17 protein-coding genes and 2 pseudogenes are annotated in these 22,222 nt (G+C 64.2%); 15 read left to right on the forward strand and 4 right to left on the reverse strand.

The features are described 5' to 3' along the window. Positions 1 to 4: 4 nt before the first annotated feature. The 6 genes from BCAL_RS12035 (at position 5) to metF (ending at position 7,012) form a co-directional block, all read left to right on the forward strand. Positions 5 to 1,624 carry a hypothetical protein gene (locus BCAL_RS12035; RefSeq protein WP_052119302.1) on the forward strand — a complete coding sequence of 540 codons (1,620 nt, stop codon included), beginning with the start codon at positions 5 to 7 and terminating at the stop codon, positions 1,622 to 1,624. A 3-nt stretch (positions 1,625 to 1,627) separates the two neighbouring features. Then, complete coding sequence (locus BCAL_RS01010; protein WP_043167395.1) at positions 1,628 to 2,050, forward strand: hypothetical protein; 423 nt, start codon at positions 1,628 to 1,630, stop codon at positions 2,048 to 2,050. Between the two features lie 20 nt (positions 2,051 to 2,070). Next, positions 2,071 to 2,499 (forward strand): phage holin, encoded by a 429-nt coding sequence (locus BCAL_RS01015; protein WP_052119301.1) that lies wholly within the window; start codon positions 2,071 to 2,073, stop codon positions 2,497 to 2,499. 4 nt (positions 2,500 to 2,503) lie between these two features. After that, positions 2,504 to 3,304, forward strand: coding sequence for an endolysin-like domain-containing protein (locus BCAL_RS12510; RefSeq protein WP_081887164.1), 801 nt, complete (start codon positions 2,504 to 2,506; stop codon positions 3,302 to 3,304). A 336-nt stretch (positions 3,305 to 3,640) separates the two neighbouring features. Next, entirely contained in the window at positions 3,641 to 5,944 is a 2,304-nt protein-coding gene (gene metE / locus BCAL_RS01025) for a 5-methyltetrahydropteroyltriglutamate--homocysteine S-methyltransferase (RefSeq protein WP_043167891.1), read from the forward strand. A 216-nt stretch (positions 5,945 to 6,160) separates the two neighbouring features. Beyond that, complete coding sequence (metF, locus tag BCAL_RS01030) at positions 6,161 to 7,012, forward strand: methylenetetrahydrofolate reductase [NAD(P)H] (RefSeq protein WP_043163640.1); 852 nt, start codon at positions 6,161 to 6,163, stop codon at positions 7,010 to 7,012. Positions 7,013 to 7,086: 74 nt separating this feature from the next. On the opposite strand, the gene BCAL_RS01035 is transcribed toward metF, so the two are convergent. The 3 genes from BCAL_RS01035 to BCAL_RS01045 form a co-directional block, all read right to left on the reverse strand. Then, on the reverse strand, positions 7,087 to 7,440 hold the full coding sequence (locus tag BCAL_RS01035; protein ID WP_043163641.1) for a hypothetical protein: 354 nt from the start codon (positions 7,438 to 7,440) through the stop codon (positions 7,087 to 7,089). Between the two features lie 88 nt (positions 7,441 to 7,528). Continuing rightward, a complete protein-coding gene (locus BCAL_RS01040) occupies positions 7,529 to 8,350 on the reverse strand; it encodes an ATP-binding cassette domain-containing protein (protein ID WP_238549586.1) in 822 nt (273 codons plus the stop codon). Between the two features lie 167 nt (positions 8,351 to 8,517). Beyond that, the gene (locus BCAL_RS01045; protein WP_043163642.1) at positions 8,518 to 9,714 is read right to left on the reverse strand and encodes an ROK family transcriptional regulator; all 1,197 of its coding nucleotides are present in this window, start codon (positions 9,712 to 9,714) and stop codon (positions 8,518 to 8,520) included. 301 nt (positions 9,715 to 10,015) lie between these two features. Here BCAL_RS01045 and BCAL_RS01050 point away from each other — a divergent pair, with 301 nt between their 5' ends. From BCAL_RS01050 to BCAL_RS01080, 7 genes and pseudogenes are all read left to right on the forward strand, one after another. Continuing rightward, entirely contained in the window at positions 10,016 to 11,176 is a 1,161-nt protein-coding gene (locus BCAL_RS01050) for a substrate-binding domain-containing protein (RefSeq protein WP_043163644.1), read from the forward strand. Between the two features lie 101 nt (positions 11,177 to 11,277). Further along, positions 11,278 to 12,831 carry a sugar ABC transporter ATP-binding protein gene (locus tag BCAL_RS01055; RefSeq protein WP_043163646.1) on the forward strand — a complete coding sequence of 518 codons (1,554 nt, stop codon included), beginning with the start codon at positions 11,278 to 11,280 and terminating at the stop codon, positions 12,829 to 12,831. Next, a complete protein-coding gene (gene mmsB / locus BCAL_RS01060; RefSeq protein WP_043259955.1) occupies positions 12,831 to 14,045 on the forward strand; it encodes a multiple monosaccharide ABC transporter permease in 1,215 nt (404 codons plus the stop codon). Before BCAL_RS01055 ends, mmsB begins: the two co-directional genes overlap by 1 nt. A gap of 151 nt (positions 14,046 to 14,196) precedes the next feature. Continuing rightward, positions 14,197 to 14,442 (forward strand): hypothetical protein, encoded by a 246-nt coding sequence (locus tag BCAL_RS01065; protein WP_043163649.1) that lies wholly within the window; start codon positions 14,197 to 14,199, stop codon positions 14,440 to 14,442. 80 nt (positions 14,443 to 14,522) lie between these two features. Next, a pseudogene (locus BCAL_RS01070) lies at positions 14,523 to 17,637 on the forward strand (bifunctional [glutamine synthetase] adenylyltransferase/[glutamine synthetase]-adenylyl-L-tyrosine phosphorylase). 34 nt (positions 17,638 to 17,671) lie between these two features. Further along, a pseudogene (locus tag BCAL_RS01075) lies at positions 17,672 to 18,514 on the forward strand (HAD family hydrolase); the annotation flags it as partial. Positions 18,515 to 18,579: 65 nt separating this feature from the next. Next, the gene (locus BCAL_RS01080; protein WP_043163653.1) at positions 18,580 to 19,338 is read left to right on the forward strand and encodes a DUF4391 domain-containing protein; all 759 of its coding nucleotides are present in this window, start codon (positions 18,580 to 18,582) and stop codon (positions 19,336 to 19,338) included. 35 nt (positions 19,339 to 19,373) lie between these two features. On the opposite strand, the gene BCAL_RS01085 is transcribed toward BCAL_RS01080, so the two are convergent. Further along, positions 19,374 to 20,009, reverse strand: a complete 636-nt coding sequence (locus BCAL_RS01085; RefSeq protein ID WP_043163908.1) for an alpha/beta hydrolase — start codon at positions 20,007 to 20,009, stop codon at positions 19,374 to 19,376. A gap of 233 nt (positions 20,010 to 20,242) precedes the next feature. Between BCAL_RS01085 and BCAL_RS01090 the strand changes: the two genes are divergently transcribed. Together BCAL_RS01090 and BCAL_RS01095 are read left to right on the forward strand one after the other, a co-directional pair. Next, positions 20,243 to 20,953: a GntR family transcriptional regulator gene (locus tag BCAL_RS01090; protein ID WP_043163655.1), complete on the forward strand. Its 711-nt coding sequence runs from the start codon at positions 20,243 to 20,245 to the stop codon at positions 20,951 to 20,953. A gap of 91 nt (positions 20,954 to 21,044) precedes the next feature. Beyond that, positions 21,045 to 21,881: a Cof-type HAD-IIB family hydrolase gene (locus BCAL_RS01095; RefSeq protein WP_043163657.1), complete on the forward strand. Its 837-nt coding sequence runs from the start codon at positions 21,045 to 21,047 to the stop codon at positions 21,879 to 21,881. The last annotated feature ends 341 nt before the right edge of the window (positions 21,882 to 22,222 follow it).

Consider the following 22,222-nt stretch of genomic DNA (forward strand, 5'->3'; position numbering starts at 1 on the left):
TCTTATGGCTTTGGACGACTACCGGACCATCGTCCTGCACCTGGATTCCAGCACCCAGTACGTGCCCGACGTGACCGTCAACGGCGCCGACCTCAACGGCACCATCCTGCGCGCCGTCTACACGGACAACGGGGTCGACGACCCCGGTGAGGGGCTCGACGCGCGTCTCCTGTACAACACGGGCGACGCGACCGGCGACTTCCGCGACATGACCCGCGTCGACGGCGAGGCGACCGCCACGTTCGAGACGATCATCCCCCGACCCGCGATGAAGAGCGGCAGCACGCGCATGAGCATCCAGCTCGTCAACCAGGACCACACGCAGATCGTCTCCACCCGCACGTTCACCATGCGCGTCGAGACGCCGGTCATGCACGTCGAGGACCCCGATGCCATGACCCAGTTCGAACTGTACGTGACCGCCGCATCCGACGCGGCGAAGCAATCCGAGACCAGCGCCACCGCGGCCAAGACCAGCGAAACCAACGCGGCCGCCAGCGCCACGGCCGCGAAGGCCTCTCAGGACGCGGCCAAGGCCAGCGAGACCAACGCCAACGCCAGCGCCGCGGCCGCGGAACAGTCCAAGGCGGACGCGAAGACCAGCGAAACCAACGCAGCCGCGTCGGCATCCGCCGCGGCCGGCAGCGCGACCGCCGCCAAGACATCTCAGGACGCCGCCAAGACATCTCAGGACGCGGCGGCCACGTCGGCGACCGCGGCCGCACAATCCGCGAAGGACGCGTTCGACGCCGTCAACTCGTTCGGCCTGTTCGTCGACGACACGACCACCGGCGAGGCCGGCACGAAGGCCACGGTCACCGTCACCCGGCAGAACACCGCCTACCACCTCGGATTCACGATCCCCACCGGAGCGCCCGGACCAGCCGGACCGGCCGGCATCAGCATGCACCTGGCGAACGTCGACGTGCCCAGCGGTGGCACGGTCGGATTCGCAAACATCTTCCCGTCACCGGTTTCCACGCCCGCGAAGGACATCCACGAGGGCGCGATCATCGTCGACTCGCACGGCGACGGCTACCTCGTCCAAACCGTCGACGCCACCAAGCAGACCATCACCGTCGGCAACGCGCTGCCCAACTGGGCCCTGCGCAGCGCGATCGCCACCGCCAGCACGGCCGGCGTCGTCAAACCCGGCACCGGCCTGCAGGTCACGGACGACGGCACCCTCAACCTGCGCACCCACGGCGCGGGCAGCACGTCCGGACTCGCCCTGGCCGCAGGAGACGACGGCATGGCCCGACTGATGATCGGGACGGGCCTCGAGAAAACCGGCGACACGGTGGACACGCTGCGCTGCCATAGTGCGGACGTGACCACGCCCGCCAACGGGTGCAAGCTCGTCGTCGTCAACAACGTCGCCACCCTCTACGTGGAGCGCACGCTGCCGACCAGCGGCACGACCAGACTGTTCACCCTCGACGAGACGCTGCGCCCGAAGGTACAGCTGGAGACCGCCATGGTCATCCAGGATCTCACATACATGGATCAGGAGGGCTACGTCGGCCTGTCCGTCACAACCGCCGGCGTGGTCGCACTGTACGTGCGCGGCGGCTACATGTCACAGGACTACAACGGACGCGGCAGCCTGTCATGGGGAGTGTGAGCCGTGGACGAGATCACCACCAGCGTCGTCGCCGGACTGATCATCGCCGTGGTCGGATGGATCGCCGGCGGCCTCTGGCGTCAGCTGAAGATGGCGCGGGCCGCCCTGAAGGAGGACGTGCAGCGCAAACGCGAGCATGAGGAGCTCATGGCCTACATGCGCGGCCGACAGGCCCACGACCGGCTCGTCGACGAGGGCCTGCGCACCCTGCTCCTGTGCAACCTCGAAACCATGCAGGACCACATGGTCTACGACAACCATGGCATCGCCAGCAACGACATGAAATTCCGCGCCCAACGCATCTACGACGCATACCACTCGCTCGGCGGCAACGGGCACGGCACACAGGTCAACGCGGACATACAGGACGCGCCCATCGCGCCCAAACCGTCCACACCGGACAACCCCACCAACCCGACTCCATAGATATAGATAAGGAGACAATCATGACCAACACCACAGGCACCCCCGACCACAAGGCCGACACCATCCCCGGTCTGACCACGGAACGCATCAAATCGATCGTACTGCTCGCAGTCCAGCTCTACAGCCTTATCCAGACCGGACTCTCCCTCGCCGGCATCGCCATCCTCCCATTCACCAGCTACCAGGTCAGCACGGCGATCACCGGCGTGATCGCCCTCATCACCGGCGTCTACGCATGGTGGCGCAACAACAGCATCACCGAGGCGGGCTACGCCGGCAGCCAGCTCACCGCGAGCATCAAGAACGGCAGCATCGCCGCCGTGCAGGGCGACAGCCCCGCACCGGACGTCACGCCCGTGAATGATGATGCGAGCCTGTATGCGACGGATGCGGACGGCAGGATCGTCACCGACACGGTGACCGGCACGCCCGTCATCAACGTGGAGTGACCCCATGGGCGACATCAACACGCTCATCACCCGGATGCGCTACTGGTGCGCGTCCGCGAACCTCGGCTACGACCAGTCACAACGCTGGAACATATACCCCGGCGGCGAATGCGACTGCTCCTCGCTGGTCATCCACTGCCTCAAGGAGGCCGGATTCGACACCGGCTCCTCGAGCTACACAGGCAACATGAGCTCGCAGCTCACAGCCCGCGGATGGCGGCGCCTGCCCAACAACGGCAACCCGCAGCCGGGCGACATCCTCCTCAACGACATCCACCACGTCGCCGTCTACTTGGGTAATGGTCAGCTTGCTCAGGCGTCGATCGACGAACGCGGACGCGGATCCGGCGGCCGCTCCGGCGACCAGACCGACCACGAGACCAACATCCGCCGCTACTACAACTATCCATGGAACGCGTACCTCAGATACGCGGGACCAATCGAAGGAGCATCAATGACCAGCGCACAGGACGTCTGGAACTACGACTGGAATCACACCGCCAACGGCGGCAACACCTACAACGCCCTCATGGGAGCCGCGACCAACACGGCCCACATCTGGAACTACCTCCAGCCCCGATTCATCGGCGCGAAGGATACGCACGCACGCCTCCTCTGGATCCCCGGACAGGGCATCATCCCCATGTACGAGCCCAGGGAGATGCAGGAGATGAGCGAGGACTACCGCAACATCACCGGCCACCAGATCCCCACCGTCCTCTACCGCACCGAGCGGCAGATGCGCTACGCCATCGCGATCCTCAACAACGAGTCGGCAGAGGACCGCAGACGCCTACGTCCGTAGACCCGCATAACGTCCTACCCGATACCGCCCCGTCCTCCATCTTGGAGGCGGGGCGGTTTTCGCACTTTGCGGGAACCCATACGGCTTTGTCTTCATGGCGCGATCCCGCGTTTCGGATCCCGTGCAGTGGATATACTGTCCTCAACAATCAAAAGAGTGCACATAGAGTACACCGCAAAAGCGGATGCCTTACGACAGTAAGAGAGGCGTGAAACGGCGGTATAAAGCCGATTTATAGCGACACTTCCATGTCATTGATGACTTTGTTTTAGGACGTGTTTGATAGGCTGGGCGGGTTGAAAAGCCGTTTCGCTAACGAAGCAGTATGGAGGATTCATGACTGCACTCACGTCCGTGTCCGGGTTCCCGCGCATCGGTCAGAACCGAGAGCTCAAGAAGATCATCGAAGCCTATTGGAAGGGCAACGCCACCCTTGACGAGGTGCACTCCACCGCCAAGGAGCTGCGCGCCAAGCACTGGAGGATCCAGGCCGAGGCCGGCGTCGACCTGATCCCGAGCAACGACTTCAGCTACTTCGACCAGCTGCTCGACACGGCGATCCTGCTCAACGTCATTCCGGAGCGCTACCAGCGCCTCTCCTTCGAAAATCCGGAGGAGACGCTGTTCGCCATGTCCCGCGGCTACCAGGGCGAGCGCGGCGACGTTACCGCCCTGCCGATGAAGAAGTGGTTCACCACCAACTATCACTACATCGTGCCGGAGATCGAGCCGTCCACCGAGATCAAGCTCAACGGCACCAAGCCGTTCGACGAGTTCAATGAGGCCAAGGAGCTCGGCATCACCACCAAGCCGGTGCTCATCGGCCCCTACACCTTCCTCAAGCTCTCCCGCGACGACAACGCCCAGGAGCTCACCTACGACAAGGGCCTCGTCAACGCCGTGGCCGCCGTCTACGCCGAGGTCATCACGAAGTTCGCCGAGCTCGGCGCCGAATGGATCCAGATCGACGAGCCGTTCCTCGTGCTCGACAAGCAGCCGGGAGACGTGGAGCTCTTCAAGAGCCTGTACGCCAAGATCCTGCCCGCCCGCAAGAACGGCATCAAGGTGCTGCTCAACACCTACTTCGGCCACATCGCCGACGTGTACGAGACCGTCAACCTGCTCGGCTTCGACGGCATCGGCCTCGACCTGAACGAAGGCAAGGAGGAGAACCTCGAGGCTGTCGCCAAGTACGGCGTCGCCGACGGCACCACGATCTTCGCCGGCGTGGTCAACGGCCGCAACATCTGGCGCAACAACTACGCCGTGAGCCTCGGCCTCGTCGACGCCCTCAGGCAGGTCACCGACAACGTGGCCGTCTCCACCGCCAGCTCCCTGCTGCACGTGCCGTTCAGCACCGAAGGCGAAAACGCCCTCAAGCCGGAGGTCCTCAAGCACTTCGCGTTCGCCGTCGAGAAGCTCGGCGAACTCAAGGAGATAGCCACCCTGGCCGACGCCTCCGACGAGGAGCGCAAGGCCTCCACCGAGCTCGCCGCCAACCAGGCCCTGTTCGACGGCACCCGCGTGGCCGCCGATCCGGCCGTCGCCGAGCGCATCTCCAAGCTCACCGACGCCGACTTCGTGCGCCAGCCCGCCCGCGCCGAGCGCCAGAAGCTCCAGCGCGAGGCCCTCGGCCTGCCGCTGCTGCCGACCACCACCATCGGCTCCTTCCCGCAGACCCGCGAGATCCGCGCCGAGCGCGCCAAGTTCCGCAAGGGCGAGATCACCAAGGAGGCGTACGACCAGTTCATCAAGGACCAGATCGACGCCTGCATCAGGCACCAGGAGGAGATCGGCCTCGACGTGCTCGTCCACGGCGAGTTCGAGCGCAACGACATGGTCGAGTACTTCGGCCAGAACCTCAACGGCTTCCTGTTCACCAAGAACGCCTGGGTGCAGTCCTACGGCACCCGCTGCGTCAAGCCCCCGATCGTCTGGGGCGACGTCTCCCGCGCCAAGCCGATCACCGTCGAATGGTCCGCATACGCGCAGAGCCGCACCGACCACGTCATGAAGGGCATGCTCACCGGCCCGGTGACCATCCTCAACTGGTCCTGGCCGCGCGAGGACATCACCCACGAGGAGCAGACCAAGCAGCTCGCCCTCGCCATCCGCGACGAGGTCCTCGATCTCGAGGCCGCCGGCATCAGGGTCATCCAGATCGATGAGGCCGCCCTGCGCGAGAAGCTGCCGCTGCGCAAGACCGACTGGCACTCCAAGTACCTCGACTGGGCCGTCCCGGCGTTCCGTCTGGTCCACTCCGCGGTCAAGCCGACCACGCAGATCCACACGCACATGTGCTACTCGGAGTTCAACGACATCATCCGCGACATCGATGCGATGGACGCCGACGTGATCTCCTTCGAGGCGTCCCGTGGCGATCTGGTCGTGCTCGACGCCATCCACGAGGCCAACTTCGAGACCGAGGCCGGCCCGGGCGTCTACGACATCCACTCCCCGCGCATCCCCTCCGAGAAGGAGATCGAGGAGCGCATCTACGAGATCCTCAAGAAGATGGACGTCGAGAAGGTGTGGATCAACCCCGACTGCGGTCTCAAGACCCGTGGCGACGCGGAGACCTGGCCGAGCCTCGAGCACCTGGTCGCCGCCGCCAAGGCCGTGCGCGCCAAGCTCGCATGAAAACAGCTGAATAGTTTCCGATAGTTCCAGCGGGGGAGGCTGGGCGTTGCATGCGATACGCGACACACTCAAGGCCGTTCGGCCAAGCCTACGGTAGCGCATCGCATGCAACGCCCAGCCTCTGTTTGTGTAGACGTGGCACCTGTGTGTGATCTGTGATCCGCGGGTGTGTGATCCGGGCGCATGGCGCGCCGGGGATAAGGGAAGGGAAGAACAATGCATAAGCCGATGTTTTCGCTTGAAGTGTTTCCGCCGAAGAGGGATGCTCCGGTGGGTACCATCTACGACACGCTGGACGGGCTTCAGGGGCTTGACCCCGATTTCATCTCGGTGACCTATGGCCACGGCACGCACGCCGACCGTACGGCCACGGCGCGCATCGCCAATACGATCCGCAACGAGTACCGCATTCCGACGGTGGCGCACCTGACCGCCCTGTATTCGGACGAGGCGAAGATCGACGAGGCGCTCGACATGTTCGAGCATGCCGGCGTGTCCGCGGTGCTCGCCCTGCGCGGCGACTACATCGACGGCGAGGAGCCGGTCGGCGTGTTCGAGCACGCCAGCGATCTCGTGCGTTATATCCGCTCGCGCAAGCCCGATCTCAAGGTGTTCGGCGCCTGCTACCCGGAGGGGCACATCCAGTCCGAGTCGCTCGATGAGGACATCGAACACCTGAAGGAGAAGGTGGATGCCGGTGCCACACACCTGATCTCCCAGCTGTTCTACGACAACGAGGACTTCTACCGCTTCCTCGACAAGGCCCGCGCCGCCGGCATCGACGTGCCGATCGAAGCGGGCATCATGCCGATCAACGGCGCGAAGTCGCTGCGTTCGATGGCGGCGAAGAACCGCACACGCGTCCCCAAGGCCGTCGAGTCGCTGCTCGACAAGTGGGGGAGCGACGTGCCCACGCTGCGTGAGGCCGGCATCAACTACGCGTCGGCGCAGATCACCGATCTGGTCGCGCACGGCGTCGACGGCGTGCACCTGTACACGATGAACCGTCCCGCCACCACGCGCCGCATCTGGCGTAACGTGCGTCCCCTGTTCCAGACCGCGGAGTGATGAATTGGCTCCCTCTGACGAGGGGGCTGTCAGCGAAGCTGACTGGGGGAGAGAAAACCCACTGGGAAAACCAGCTACTTGCGCTTCTTGCCGCCCTTGCCGGCCGGCTTGGCGCGCTTCAACGGGCTCTTCGGCTTGGCCGGGGCCATCCACGGGAACTGCTCAAGCCCCCAGCGGTGCAGCGGCGGGATCTTGGCGATGAGCACGCCGGCCAGCATCGCGAAGATCGCCGCCCATGAGGCGAAATCCTGCTTGGTGAAGATCAGGACGATCACCAGACCGACGCCGATGATGCCGAGGACCTGCGAGTACCTGTTCTGCTCCTCGGTGGTCTGCTCGACCCTCAGCGGGATCAGACCGAAGTAGAGGCCGATCACCACCGAGATGATCACGACGATGACGGTGACCGTGATTTCCAGACTGCTCATGACGAATCGACTCCCTTGTATCGTGTGAACCGGCGAACTGCGTCCCAGTCTAACCCACCGGGATGGGCGCGCCGGTCATTGACGGCCCCTACTCGTTGCCGGCCCAGTACCCTTTGGCGTTCCTGTCCAATGCGGCGCTCATCGTGCGGTCGATGAGCTTGCGCTCGCGCACCATGTTGCCGTACTTCGGGCTTTCGGTGATCTCCTCGTATTCGTGTTCGGTCACGACGCCGGCGATTTCGGCGATGATCTCCTCGTACGAGGTCTCCACCGTGCGATGCACGCCGCTGATGCGCCCCTGACGGATGACGACGATGCGGTCGGCGACGGCGAACACGTCCGGCAGATCGTGGCAGACCATCACCACCGTGCGCCCCTCGGAGCGCAGTCGCTTGATGTACGAGAGCACTTCCGCGGTCTGCATCACCGACAGGGCCGCGGTCGGCTCGTCCAGGAGGATCAGCTGCGGGTCGTTGAGCAGTGTGCGTGCGATCGCGACGGTCTGCCGCTGACCGGTGGACAGCGCCGAGATGGGAGATCCCACGCGGATCGCCGAGCTCAGGGTCTTGAGCACCGATCGGGCTCGGGAGTTCATCTCCTCGTCGTTGCGCACGCCGCCGATGTTGACCTCCTTGCCGAGGAACAGGTTGGCGGCCACGTTGAGGTTGTCGCAGAACTCCTGCCCCTGGAACACCGAGGCGATGCCCATGCGGTCCGCGGCGCGGATCGAGGGGATCGTCACCTCCTCGCCGTTGAGGTAGATATGTCCGAAGCCGGGTTGGAGGAATCCGGCGATGATCTTGACCAGCGTGGATTTGCCGGCGCCGTTGTCGCCGACGATGGCGACGACCTCCTGCCGGTTGATGTCGAGGCTGACCGATTTGAGCGCCTCGACGAAGCCGAATTTGATGCAGATGTCCTCGAGCCGCAGCAGCGGCGGATCGGACTGTCGCTTCCCGTCGGATGAATGAACGTGTGTGTTCCCTCGTGCCATCTCGTCCTCCACGCGGCCGCCGCGTGCCGAATGCCTGTCCATGTCAACCATAGTCGATCCCGATCGTTGTCCGCCGTGCACCGTCATTGCGCTGCGGCCGTTGCGGATGTCGCGGATGCGACGGGGTTGCGATCCGAGTATTCGATGGCGACCAGCGCCCCGCCGAGTGCGGCGCCGTCTATCGGATGCGCCGACACGCGCACTTCGATGGGGGAGACCGCGTCCGGGAACAGCATGCGTTGCAGCGCCTCGTCGAAGGGTTGGGAGAACGTCTCGCCGGCGAGGGCGAGCTTGCCTCCCAGCACCACGATCTCGGGGTCGACGCTGATGCACAGGTCGGCGACCACCTGTCCGATGCGTATCGCGGCGTCGGAGATGACGCGACGGCATCCCGGATCGCCATCGTTGGCCTTGGCGACGAGATCCTCGAGGGTCATGTTGCCGTGCGTGACGCTCAGCAGCTGTACGAGGCGGTTCTCGGAGACCACGGTGTTGAGGCATCCGCGGTTGCCGCATGCGCAGATCGAGCCGAGCGGATCGATCTGAATGTGCCCGATCTCGCCGGCGAGCCCGGTGACGCCGTGCAGTATGGCTCCGCCGATCATGATGCCGGCCCCCACGCCGTCTCCGGTGCCGATGTACACGAAGTTGCGTCTGCCGGGGGCGACTCCCATGCGCGCCTCGCAGAACGCCGAGAGGTTCGCGTCGTTGTCGACGTAGACGGGACAGTTGAACGCGGTCTTCAGCGGCGAGGCGATGTCGACGCCGTCCCAGCCAGGCAGGATGCCGGGGATGGCGATCATGTGGTCCGTGGTCGCGACGGGGGCAGCCACGGCCACGCCGATGCCGACGATCTCGTTGGCGTCGGCGTCGATGTTGTTCAGGGTCTCGTTGATGAGCACCATCGCGCGTTCGAGCGTGGTGTCGGCCTTGTGTCCGAAGGCGAGAGGCAGTACGTGCTTGGCGATGATTGACTTCGAGAAGTCAACGAAGACGAGGGTGAGCTGTCTGCGTTCGACCCACAGGCCGATGCCCATGCCCTGATGGCGGGCGAGGGCGACCAGCGTGGCGCGGCGTCCGTTGCGCGTGGTGCCCTTGGTCTCCAGCAGGCCCTCGTCGACGAGCTGATGGACCAGCGTCGAGACCGTCGCCGTCGACAGTCCCGTGACTTCGGCGAGCTCGACCTGCGTCATCGCGCCGAACCTGTGGAGGCTGTCCATGAGATTCGCGCGGTTGGCCTCGCGCAGTGAGGTCTGCGATCCGAATAATCGTCGTGTCATACCGATCCAGTGTAGTCGAAGCGTTTCAAGCGGCGGTCATGATGATTCGTCCTCCGATGGCCGTCGGAGGTGGTCATCGGACGATTGGTCGTGACCGTTCACGGCGTGTCGAGCATCCGTGTTTCGGGAATGGCGTATTTCCGCCATTGAGTTCATATCTCAAACTCAAAAAGGCGTGATTGCCGATTTATGAGTTTGACAACTTAATTCAACTTGGTATTCTGTTACGTGAACCTGAGGAAACACCAAGGTTCGGGGGAACAACGGTTGTTCACCCGCCCTCAATGAAGAAGGAGAGCACATGAAGTTCACCAAGAAGATCGTGGCCCTGGTGGCCGGTGTCGCCATGATGGCGGGCCTCGCGGCCTGCGGCGGCGGAAGCCGTACCGGACAGGCCGCCGGCGGCGACGAGAAGATCGAGAAGGGCGCCACCATCGGCATCTCGATGCCGACCAAGTCCGAGGAACGCTGGAACAAGGACGGCAACAACCTCAAGGCCAAGCTGGAGAAGGCCGGCTACAAGGTCATCCTCTCCTTCGCCGACGACAAGCCCGCACAGCAGAACGCCGACATCGAGAACATGGTCAACAACGACGCGAAGATCGTCGTCGTCGCCTCCAAGGACGGCACCGCCGTCGGCCCCGCGGTCGAGAAGGCCCGCGACGCCGGCGCCAAGGTCATCGCCTACGACCGCCTCATCATGAACACCGAGGCCGTCGACTACTACGCCACCTTCCAGCTGGAGCAGGTCGGCGTGCTCGAGGCCACCTGGCTGATCGACAAGCTCGGCCTCGAGAAGGGCGCCACCGGCCCGTTCAACATCGAGCTGTTCACCGGCTCCCCGGACGACAACAACGCCAAGTACTTCTTCAAGGGCGCCTGGGATCTCCTCCAGCCGTACTTCGAGAAGGGCGTCCTCGTCTCCCCGTCCCAGCACGGCCAGGGCGGCGTGACCAAGGACTTCACCGTCGAGGACTGGCAGAAGATCTCCGTCATGAGCTGGAAGACCGAGCAGTCGCAGAAGGACATGGAGTCCATCCTCGACTCCACCTACGCGCACGGTGAGAAGCTCGACGCGGTCCTCACCCCGTACGACGGCATCGCCCAGGGCGTCATCAACGCCATCGAGTCCAAGCGTCCGGACATGAAGCCCGGCACCGACACCTGGCCCTACATCACCGGCCAGGACGCCATGGAGATCGCGGTGGCCAACATCGCCAAGGACAAGCAGGGCGAGACCGTCTTCAAGGACGTCAACAAGCTCGCCGACGCCGTCTACGACATGATCGTCGAGATCGCGGAGAACAAGGAGGTCTCGGGCATCAACGGCAAGTTCAACAACAACAACATCGACGTGCCGTCCAAGCTCCTCGACCCGCAGAACATCACCAAGGACAACCTCGACGACCTCGTCAAGGCCAACTACATCACCCAGGATCGTTTCGACGAGCTGACCAAGTAGCGTCCCGAAAAGATTCCCACGAATCCCAACGACATGCGGCGTATGGCGCAACCGTGCGCCGCATGTCCATGAAACCAGCACTGTGAACGAGGAGTGATGACATGTCAGACAATGACACCATTTTGACGATGGAGAACATCACGAAGACGTTCGGACCGGTCAAGGCGCTCACCAACGTGAACCTCGAAGTGGGGCGTGGCGAGATCCACGCCATCTGCGGCGAGAACGGCGCGGGCAAATCGACCCTGATGAACGTGCTTTCGGGTGTCTACCCCTACGGCAGCTATTCCGGCAGGATCACCTTTGACGGCAAGGAATGCAAATACCACACGATCAACGACTCCGAGGCCGACGGCATCGTGATCATCCACCAGGAGCTCGCGCTGAGCCCGTTCCTGTCGATCGCCGAGAACATCTTCATCGGCAACGAACGCGCCAAGGGCGGCGTCATCGACTGGGACGAGACCCGCGCCGAGGCCAAGAAGCTGCTCGACCGCGTCGGCCTTCCCGAGGACCCGGACACCAAGGTCATGGACATCGGCGTCGGCAAGCAGCAGCTCGTCGAGATCGCCAAGGCCCTGTCCAAGGACGTCAAGCTGCTCATCCTCGACGAGCCCACCGCGGCCCTGAACGACGAGGACTCCGCCCATTTGCTCGACCTGGTGCGTCAGCTGCGCGACAAGCAGGGCGTGACGAGCATCATCATCACGCACAAGCTCAACGAGGTCGCCGCCATCGCGGACACCGTCACCATCATCCGAGACGGCTCCACCGTCGGCGTCATGTACGTCACCCCGGAGACGCCGCTTGATCAGGAGGAGCTCATCCGCAAGATGGTCGGACGTCCGCTGCACAACCTGTATCCGGACCATCCCTCCAACAAGCCCGGCGCCGAGTTCCTGCGCGTCGAGGACTGGACCGTCCACCATCCGCTCGACTCCGAGCGCGTCATCGTCGACCACGCGAACATCAACGTGCACGCCGGCGAGATCGTCGGACTCGCGGGCCTGATGGGCGCGGGCCGCACCGAGATGGCGATGTCGATCTTCGGACACTCCTACGGATCCAACATCTCCGGCAAGGTGTTCGTCAAGGGCAAGGAGGTCCACCTGCCCAACGTGCAGTCCGCCATCGACGCCGGCCTCGCCTACGCCACCGAGGACCGCAAGGGCAACGGCCTGAACCTGCTGCAGAACATCCGCGAGAACGCCTCCCTGGCGAGTCTGACGAAGATGAGCAAGTACGGCGTGATGGACGACAACATCGAGCGCAAGGAAGTCGAGCAGTACCGCAAGGACTTCAACATCAAGTGCCACGACATCGACGTGAACGTCTCCACCCTCTCCGGCGGCAACCAGCAGAAGGTGCTGCTCGCCAAATGGGTCATCTCGCAGCCGGACATCCTCATCCTCGATGAGCCGACCCGAGGCATCGACGTCGGCGCGAAGTACGAGATCTACGAGATCATCGACAAGCTGGCGGACGCCGGCAAGGCCGTCATCGTGATCTCCTCCGAGCTGCCCGAGCTCATCGGCATCTGCGACCGCATCTACACGGTCTCCTACGGTGTCGTCACCGACAATGTTGAGAAGAATGGATTCACCCAGGAATACCTGATGAAGGGTATGACCAAGGAAAGGGAGGTGGCAGCCTGATGAGCGCCGCAACCGCAACACCTGCTAAGAAAGAAGAGAAGGTCGGCCTGCTGGCCACCGTCGCCAACAACGCCCGCCAGTACGGCATCGTCGGCGCACTGCTGGTCATCGTCGTCGCGTTCCAGATCCTCACCGGAGGCGTCCTGCTCAAGCCGAACTCCTTCGTGTCGCTGATCCAGCAGAACGCGTACGTGATCATCCTCGCCATCGGCATGGTGATGGTCATCATCGCCACGCACATCGACCTGTCCGTCGGCTCGCTGGTCGCCTTCATCGGCGGCGTGTGCGCCCTGCTCATGGAACGTCAGGGCGTCAACTGGATGGTCGCCATCCTCGTGGCCCTGATCGTCGGCCTCATCGTCGGTGTCTGGCAGGGCTTCTGGGTCGCCGTCGTCGGCATCCCCGGCTTCATCACCACGCTGGCCGGCATGCTGATCTTCCGCGGTCTCGCCACCGTCATCGTCGGCGAGTCCGTCCCGATCACATCCCTCGAGTTCCGTGGCATCGCCCGCAACTACCTGCCGAACGTCCTCGGCTGGTGGGGTCCGTTCGACGGTCTGACGATCGTCCTCGGCATCCTGTGCATCGTCGCCTTCGCCTGGAGCCAGCTGCGCAAGCGCGCCCGCGTCGCCAAGGTCGGTCTCGTGCCCGAGCCGATGAGCCTGACGATCCTCAAGATCGTGCTCGCCACCATCGTCATCATCTTCGTGACCTACCTGCTCGCCTCTTCCGGCAACGCGGATCAGGGCGGCACCCCGATCATGCTCGTCATCGTCGGCGTGCTCGTGTTCATCAACAACTTCATCCTGACCAAGACCGTGTTCGGACGCCACGTGTACGCCGTCGGCGGCAACCGCAAGGCCGCCATCCTCTCCGGCATCAACACCCGCCGCGTGGACTTCCTCCTGTTCGTCCACATGGGCTTCCTGTCCGCCGTGGCCGCGGTGTGCATGCTCTCCCGTCTCGCCTCCGCGACAGCTCAGGCCGGCATGGAGTTCGAGATGGACGCCATCGCCGCCTGCTTCATCGGCGGCACGGCCGTCACCGGTGGTATCGGCACCATCCCGGGCGCCGTGGTCGGTGCGTTCGTGATGGGCGTCATCAACCAGGGCCTGTCCATCATGGGCGTCGACACCGCGGTGGTCAAGACCATCAAGGGCCTCGTGCTCCTGCTGGCCGTCGCCGTTGACATCATGTCCAAGAAGAAGAGCTGAGCCGTCCGGCTTCATCCCGCTCCTCCTCCTAGAATGGGGTCCGTGCATCGGGGCTTCGGTCCCGGGCGCGGACCCCATTCGCCTGCATTCGGCTCGGCCCCGAACCGCCCGCCAGATCCATCGGGTATCCACAGGAAGGGAATCGCACGTCATGAAACTCAACAAGAAATCGACCGCGCGCCTCTACGCGCTCACCTGCGTCGCCTGCGTGGCGTGGCTCGTCCAGTCGCTCATGGAGGCCAATGCGGATGGATCCCTGACCAACTGGGCCACCATCGTCTTCTCCCTGTGCCTGCTCGTCGTCATCGGATGGACCGGATACAGCGCCATCAGCGGCTGGAACGCCAAGGACGACGACGATGACGAGGACGGCGGGGACGGGAGCGACGGCAGGTGACGGACGGTTCCGCGCGGATGGTCCGACATCGCGGACATGACACTCCGGAACGCCGTTTGCTCCGTGTACATTAGCTAAGTATGAATGCAAGAGACGCCTTCCACCCTTCCGCGATGGACCTGATCCGCGCGGGATTGCAGAATCTCGACGAGGCACGCGACATGCTCGACCGGCTCAGGGCGGACGGCGTGCCGGACGGGCGGCTGAGATTCGTCCTGAAGGCCCTTGCGGAGGCATGCGATCCGGACTGCGCGCTCGCCAACCTCGTCAGCATCACTAACGCCGTGCAGAGCCAGGGGCGCGACTTCGACCGCATGGTGCCCGACGCCAAGGCCTTCGAACGGCTCATCACCGTGCTCGGCGTCTCCGACGAACTCGGCAAGCTCATGCGCTTCCGCCCCGAACTGGTCGAGGCCGCCTCCACCGACGCCTGCAACAGCCACCTGTACACGCGCGAGCAGCGACGCGCCCACGTGCTCAAGGCCGTCGGCGCGGACCCGGACGACATGGTCGCGCCCGTCGCCACCAAGGAGCTCGCCGACGCGGCCACCGCCCTGCGCGGCACCTACCGCCGTCAGCTCGCCGCCATCATGGCACAGGACGCCACCGCGCCGGATCCGTGCGACATCCAGCCGACGATCAGCCGCAGCCTGTCCGATCTCGCCGACGCGGCGCTCGAAGGCGCGCTCGCCATCGCCCGACACGAGGTCAAGGGCAGCGAGCACGTGCGCTTCGTCATCATCGGCATGGGCAAGCTCGGCGCCCAGGAACTCAACTACGTCTCCGACGTGGACCTCATCTACGCGGTCGAACCCGCCGACAAGGAGATCGGGCGCCAGGAGCTGCTGCGCACCGGCACGAAGATGGCCACCACGATGCAGCGCGTATGCCAATCCATCATCATGGGCGTCGCCGAACCCACCCTGTGGCAGATCGACGGTGGCTACGCCCCGAAGGCAAGGACGGCCCGCTCGTGCGCACCATCGAATCGCATGAGGCTACTACCAGCAGTGGGCCGAGAACTGGGAGTTCCAGGCGCTGCTCAAGGCACGTCCCGTCGCCGGCGATCCGGATCTGGGCCGCCAGTACATGGACATGACCCGCCCGTTCGTATGGACCGCCTCCAAGCGGGACAACTTCGTCTACGACTGCCAGCAGATGCGCAAGCGCGTCGAGGATCTGATCCCCGCGCCGTTGAAGGACCGCGAGATCAAACTCGGACGCGGCGGCCTGCGCGACGTGGAGTTCACCGTCCAGATGCTCCAGCTCGTCCACGGGCGAGCCGACGAGACGCTGCGCACCCGTTCCACGCTCGAATCCCTGGCGAGGCTCGCCGAAGGCGGCTACGTCTCGCGCAAACAGGCGGCGAGGCTCTCCGCCGACTACCGGTTCGAGCGCGTGCTCGAACACCGACAGCAGATGTGGGCCTTGAAACGCACCCACCTGTTCCCCGACCTCGGCGCCACGGCCAACCTCGGCGGACTTGAACGCAAGCGCGACGTCGACGTCGACGCGCTGAACCAGAACCAGGAGCTGCGCCGCGTGGCGCGTGCCTTCCACATGCACCCCGAACAGCTCGTCGAACGCTACGACGAGACCCGCCGCGAGGTGCGCCATCTGCATCTCGACATCTACTACCGTCCGATGCTGCCCGTCTCCGCACAGCTCGAGGACGATCAGATCGACCTGAGCAAGACCGCCGCGCAGGAGCGCTTCAGCTCCATCGGCTTCGGCGACCCGGACGCCGCCATGCGCCACGTCGCCGCCCTGACCTCCGGCATCGGACGCGCCGCCAAGATCAACCGCATCATCCTGCCCGCCGTGCTCGAATGGCTCGGACAGGGCCAGAACCCGGACATGGGACTGCTCAACTGGCGCAAGCTCGAGGAGCACTTCGGCACCGAAAGCGAATACCTCGGCTTCCTGCGCGACTCCAACTCCGCGGCACAGCGCCTGTGCCACGTGCTGTCCAACTCGCGATTCCTCGGAGACGCGCTCAACAAGTCGGTCGAATCGGTCACATGGCTGGGCGACGACGAGCGGCTCAGGGCACGCACGCGCGAGAGCCTCGACGTGCAATGCCGCTCATCGCTGGAACGCAACTCCGAGAACATCAACGACTTCGCCACCTCGATGCGCGCGATGCGCCGCCACGAGATCGAACGCATCGGACTGGCGTGGATGAGCGGCGTGATGGACGACGCCGCAAGCCTCAAGGGCATGACCGACGTGTACGACGCGATCATCGAGGCGTCGCTCGAATGGGCGGTCGGCCGGCGCGTGCGCGAAGGCGGGCTGGCGTCCGCGCCGGCGGCGCTCGCGGTCATCGGCATGGGCCGTTACGGCGGACGCGAGGTCAACTTCAGCTCCGACGCCGACGCGATCCTTATCTACCGTCCGATTCCGGCCGGCTCCGGCGACATCGACGAGGGGACGGCGAACCTGTTCGCGCGCAAGGTCGTCGAGGACCTGCGCGCCATCCTGCAGGGGCCCACCACGCTGGAACCGCAGATCGAACTCGACTTGGACCTGCGTCCCGAAGGCAAGAACGGTCCGCTCGTGCGCTCCTACGCCTCGTGCGAGGAGTACTACCGTTCGTGGGCGAGCACATGGGAGCATCAGGCGCTGCTGCGCGCCCGGTACGCGGCCGGAGACAAGGAGCTCGCGCACGACTTCCTGGCCAACATCGCCGACCCGCTGCGCTACCCGCACGTGGACCTGACCGACACCGAGATCGGCGACATCCGCAAGCTCAAGGCGCGCATGGAGGCCGAGCGCCTGCCGCGAGGAGTGCGCCGCGACCGGCACCTGAAGCTCGGCAAGGGCGGACTGTCCGACGTCGAATGGACCGTGCAGCTCATGCAGCTCGAGCACGCCGGCGACATCGCCGATCTGCGCGTCAACGGCACGCTGCCGGCGCTCGATGTGCTCGAGGCGCGCAAGATCATCTCCAAGGCCGACGCGTTCACCCTGCGTCGCGCGTGGACGATGTGCACGGCCGCGCGCAACGGCAACTACCTGTGGAGCGGACGTGCGCGTCAGGCGGACATCCTGCCCGACGACATGTACTCGCTCGGCGGCATCGCCGTATACCTCGGATACGACGCGAACCGCGGTCAGCATTTCGAGAACGACCTGCTCGCCGTGATGCGCAAGGCGCGCGAGGTGACCGAACGCCTGTTCTATGGTCGCTGAGCGTCGTAGCGGGCGGCATCGGGAAGGAGAACAAATGGTTTCCAGCAAGCTGGTGTTCATCGACATCGACGGCACGTTGGCCGACGAACGGCACATCGTGCCCGATTCCGCGATCCGGGCGTGCCATGAGGCGCAGCAGAACGGCCACAGGCTGTTCATCTGCACCGGACGCTCCATACCGAAGATCGAGAGGAGCATCCTCGACCTCGGCTTCGACGGCGTGGTGTCGGTCGCGGGCGCGCAGGCGAACATGGGAGACGAGATACTGTTCCAGCATTTCGTCTCCCCGGAGGCGATCGACGCAGCCGACAGGTATTTCCGCGAGCATCACATCGAGGCCTACCAGTGGCAGGGCCCCGATGGCATGTACATCTCGGAAGGCTATCGCCGTCATCTCGAGGAGAAGGGATCGGCGTGGAACCGCGGCGAGTTCGCTCGATTCTGGCATCGCCTCGACCAGATCGAGATTCCGGAGGGCTCCACGCTCGGCCATGTGATCCACGTGTGCAAGGGATCGTACTTCATCCTCGGCGATCATCCCGAGGTGAGTTTCGAGGAGACCAGGCGCGACCTGTCCGACTGGTTCGAGACCGTGCACGGTTCGTACGACAGGATCTCGGCGAACAACGGCGAACTGCTCATCAACGGCGTCGACAAGGGTACCGCCGTACGCGACGTGGCGGCGCATCTCGGCTATGACATCGCCGATACGATCGCGATCGGCGACAGCGACAACGACACCGCGATGCTCAAGGCGGCCGGCACATCCGTGGCGATGGGCAACGCGATCCACGGCATCAAGGACTTCTGCGATCTCGTCACCACTGACATCCACGACGACGGACTGGCGAACGCCTTCCGCACGCTGGGGCTGATCGATGGCGATGATGCCGGTGCCGATGATGCCGGTGTCGACGATGCGCCCAGAGGAAAGGACGGTCGATGATGCCTGTTGCCGTTGCCCACTGCGGATCCGTATCCGCGCTGACGCTGGGGTTGCCCACGTCGATGGCGGTGCCTGAAGCCAAAGGCGTGCTGCCCAAGGCGATGTTCCTCAAACTGCCGATCTCCGCCAAACTGAAGCAGCGGCTGAACACGGAGGTCGAGTCGATCACGATGCTCGCGCTGATGCGCCCGGCCAACACCGGGCTCGAGGCGGACGGCGGCAGGATCCCGGAGGTGCTCGTCATCGGACTGAAGCTCACCGGCAAGACCGACGTGGTGCCGGCCGAGATCGTCGAGCTCATCTCCTCGATCCGCAGCAAGTCGGGCATTGTGTTCGCGTGCGTGAGGGACGTGCCGTTCGAGGGCGCGACGCGCGAGGAGTGCGCATTCGCCGTGCGCCGCGCCGTGCCGGTCAAGCCCGGCAGACCGGCCGCTGCGAAGGTGTATGCCGGGCGGTGGATGCCCGCTGGCGAGGCACAGCTGGAGGTCGATGCGGGTGATGACGGTTCCAAGGAGGCCGCGCCGCGGACGATGGACGCGCTGTGGCACTCGCTGTGCGCGCAGGCCGTACTAGGGGAAACGGACGGCACGGATCTTGACGCGCGCATCGCGCGGCGGGACATGCTCGCCCGACTCAGGGCCGACGAGGCCAAGCTCTCGCGCGACCATCAGCGTGCGAAGAACCCCGCGCAGCGCAACGAGATCTACGCGAAACTACACAAGGTGCGTGTGCAGATCGCCCAGATGGAGGGTTGAGCGTCTTCTTTGGAAGTCGGAGCTTCGGAACGGGACTACCGCGCGTCCGTGAGGAACGCGCGGATGTCGCGGATCTCCTCGTCGCGGATCGCGTGACCCATGCCCGCGTACTCGCGGTAGGTGAGATGACCGGCGGACTCGAGGACCCGGCGCGCGTTGCGCTGGTCGTCGAGCGGGATCGTATGGTCCTTGGAGCCGTAGGCGAGCAGGAAGCGGGTGGGGGAGTCGAGCGTCGCGCCCTCCTCGCCCTTGAACGACGGGCTCATGAGGATGGCCGCGTCGAACGCATCCGGATGCTCAAGGACGAGCCGGTAGGAGAGATACCCGCCCTGCGAGAAGCCGACGAGAACCTTGCGGCGGCCGGCGAACAGCGGGTTGTCGAGCAGCGGGATCAGCGCGTCGCCGACCGCCGTGCAGGCGTTGCGACGTTCCTCGACCCCGCAGCCGTCCGGATACCAGTACGCGCCGCCCATGTACGGACGATCGTAGGTGCCGCGGAATGAAAGGTAGCTCGGAGTCGCGGCGAGACCGCCGTCGGCGTAGACCGCGTCGATGATGCGGATCATCTCGTGCTCGTCGTTGCCGTACCCGTGGAACATGACGAACAGCGGGTCGTCGAACGACGATCCGTCCTGTGGAACATTGATCCGGCTGGTCATACGCAACTGCATCGTCGATCCTCCCTCACCCATCGGCTCCGTTTTCCCGGTTCGATTCCAGTGTAGGCAGTGTCATGGGCAGCGCAGACGTCAGGTTCTCTCGGGATCGACCGGTATGTACGTTTGTACACACCGAAGGGCGTGTTGTTCGAATAACTTTTGGTTATGGGGTATAGTTTGACGTGAGATCACGCTCAGGTCGGACGATGGCCGTCAAAGCCGCGAGGGCTTCCAGGGAGGGATTCATGGCTCGGGACTACCGCAAGCTTGCACAGCAGCTACGTGACCGTATAGCATCCGGCGAATTCGCTCAGGGAGGCAAGCTTCCCACCGAGGATCAGCTCATCGAGGAATACAAGACCACGCGCTACGGCGTCCGTAACGCCATAGCGTTGCTTGCCGAGGCCGGCGATGTGTTCCCCGTGCGAGGCAGCGGGGTGTTCGTGCGGGAGGATCGCGGCGAGGGGGATTACCTGTCCATCGGCACCACGCGCGGCATCTCCGGCGAATACCCGGGGCGTAAGGTGACGTCCGTCGTCTACGAGCTGTCGCTGCTGCGTGCGGACGAGACGCTTGCCAAGCGTCTGCGATGCTCGGAGGGCGATCAGGCATGGAAGGTCGTGCGTCTCCGTCTCGTCGACGGTGAACCGCTGGCGTATGAGACCGCATGGTATCTCAAGGAATTCGTCCCCTTCATCAATGAGCAGATCGCCGAGGGTTCGTTGTTCGGATATGCCCGCAATGACCTGGGACTGAACTTCGGATATGTGGACAAGGTGATCCGCGCCGGAGAGCTTAACGCCGTTGAAGCCAAGGCACTCGGTCTTGAGGCGGGACAGCCCGCACTGTATCTCGATGATGACTCGTTCCTGACGAATGGCAGGCTGTTCAATTCCTCCCATATCGCCTACCACTACCGAAACGCGCGCTTCTTCACGATGACGTCCATGAAGTGAACCGCCTGTGCACAATGCATGGCGCAATGATCCGCGGCACGCGTGCAGTCGATGAAACGGAACGGGGAGGACGGAACAAGGAGAAAGGACGATGATGCCCAGAATCATCCTGCTCGATGTCGACGGGACGCTGGTCGACTACGAGAACAACCTGCCGGTCTCCGCGGTCGAGGCGATCCGCAGGGCGCGGGCGAACGGCCACAAGGTGTACATCTGCACCGGCCGCAGCAAGGCCGAGGTGTATCCGCCACTGTGGGGGATCGGCCTTGACGGCATGATCGGTGGCAACGGCAGCTATGTGGAGAGCGGCGGCGAGGTCGTCATGCATAGGACGCTCACCCTCGAGCAGTGCACGCGGGCGGTCGATTGGCTCAACTCGCGCGGACTCGCCTTCTACCTTGAAAGCAACAGCGGACTGTACGCCAGCGTGGGTTTCGAGGAAGGGGCGCTCGCCGCCGTGCGCGAGTACTCCGCGCGCAAGGGCGGGGAGGGCGCCTGTACGATGACCGTGCGCGACGGCTACCCGGAGATGATCTACGGCGGCGAACTGTACCGCGATGACGTCAACAAGATCAGTTATGTGCTCGGCTCCTATCAGGACTTCCTTGATACCAGGGAACGGTTCGACGACCTGCAGAACGGCACATGGGGCGGCAGGGGCGCCACGGCGCTCTGGGGTGACCTCGGTGTCAGGGGCATCACGAAGGCCCATGCCATCGACGTACTGCTGGCGCATCTCGGAGCGGACAGGGCCGACACCGTCGCATTCGGCGACGCGACCATCGACGTGCCGATGCTCGAGTACTGCGCGTTCGGCGTCGCGATGGGCAACGGGTCGGACGACGTCAAGGCGGCGGCCGATCTCGTCACCGATGACGTCGAGGCCGACGGGCTCGCGCACGCCTTCGAGCGGCTGGGGCTGGGGTGAGAATGCGTGGATGACGTGATCGCACGTCGGAGCGATCGGATTGCATGGGGGCGGGCCACCGTGGGCGGGCTGCCCCTTGTGTTTTTGGACCCAGCTGCACCGTAAGCTATGCGAATATCACGTTCTTATTCGAATAAATTTATCGTTCGGCGTGTCGCGAGTTCGGCAGGTGAGCGCTAACAGTAGTGCGTTTGCAAGGGTTTATGACTGATTGTAGAGGGGATGGCCCACATTTGACACTTTCTTCGGAAAACGTATACTGGAGGCATAAGTTATTCGAACAACATGAAAACCAACGAATAACTAAGGCTCACAAGGCCAAGGAACAAGGAAAAACAAAA

Origin of the sequence: Bifidobacterium callitrichos DSM 23973, from assembly GCF_000741175.1 — a bacterium.
Classification (GTDB): domain Bacteria; phylum Actinomycetota; class Actinomycetes; order Actinomycetales; family Bifidobacteriaceae; genus Bifidobacterium; species Bifidobacterium callitrichos.

What these genes read in the sequence shown, in the direction of transcription:
- BCAL_RS01095 (WP_043163657.1), top strand. Translation starts at nt 21,045, where the DNA reads ATGATGCCCAGAATCATCCTGCTCGATGTCGACGGGACGCTGGTCGAC.
- BCAL_RS12510 (WP_081887164.1), top strand. Translation starts at nt 2,504, where the DNA reads ATGGGCGACATCAACACGCTCATCACCCGGATGCGCTACTGGTGCGCG.
- BCAL_RS01080 (WP_043163653.1), top strand. Translation starts at nt 18,580, where the DNA reads ATGATGCCTGTTGCCGTTGCCCACTGCGGATCCGTATCCGCGCTGACG.
- metE (WP_043167891.1), top strand. Translation starts at nt 3,641, where the DNA reads ATGACTGCACTCACGTCCGTGTCCGGGTTCCCGCGCATCGGTCAGAAC.
- BCAL_RS01045 (WP_043163642.1), bottom strand. Translation starts at nt 9,714, where the DNA reads ATGACACGACGATTATTCGGATCGCAGACCTCACTGCGCGAGGCCAAC.
- BCAL_RS01090 (WP_043163655.1), top strand. Translation starts at nt 20,243, where the DNA reads ATGGCTCGGGACTACCGCAAGCTTGCACAGCAGCTACGTGACCGTATA.
- BCAL_RS01055 (WP_043163646.1), top strand. Translation starts at nt 11,278, where the DNA reads ATGTCAGACAATGACACCATTTTGACGATGGAGAACATCACGAAGACG.
- mmsB (WP_043259955.1), top strand. Translation starts at nt 12,831, where the DNA reads ATGAGCGCCGCAACCGCAACACCTGCTAAGAAAGAAGAGAAGGTCGGC.
- BCAL_RS01050 (WP_043163644.1), top strand. Translation starts at nt 10,016, where the DNA reads ATGAAGTTCACCAAGAAGATCGTGGCCCTGGTGGCCGGTGTCGCCATG.
- BCAL_RS12035 (WP_052119302.1), top strand. Translation starts at nt 5, where the DNA reads ATGGCTTTGGACGACTACCGGACCATCGTCCTGCACCTGGATTCCAGC.
- BCAL_RS01085 (WP_043163908.1), bottom strand. Translation starts at nt 20,009, where the DNA reads ATGCAGTTGCGTATGACCAGCCGGATCAATGTTCCACAGGACGGATCG.
- BCAL_RS01065 (WP_043163649.1), top strand. Translation starts at nt 14,197, where the DNA reads ATGAAACTCAACAAGAAATCGACCGCGCGCCTCTACGCGCTCACCTGC.
- metF (WP_043163640.1), top strand. Translation starts at nt 6,161, where the DNA reads ATGCATAAGCCGATGTTTTCGCTTGAAGTGTTTCCGCCGAAGAGGGAT.
- BCAL_RS01015 (WP_052119301.1), top strand. Translation starts at nt 2,071, where the DNA reads ATGACCAACACCACAGGCACCCCCGACCACAAGGCCGACACCATCCCC.
- BCAL_RS01035 (WP_043163641.1), bottom strand. Translation starts at nt 7,440, where the DNA reads ATGAGCAGTCTGGAAATCACGGTCACCGTCATCGTCGTGATCATCTCG.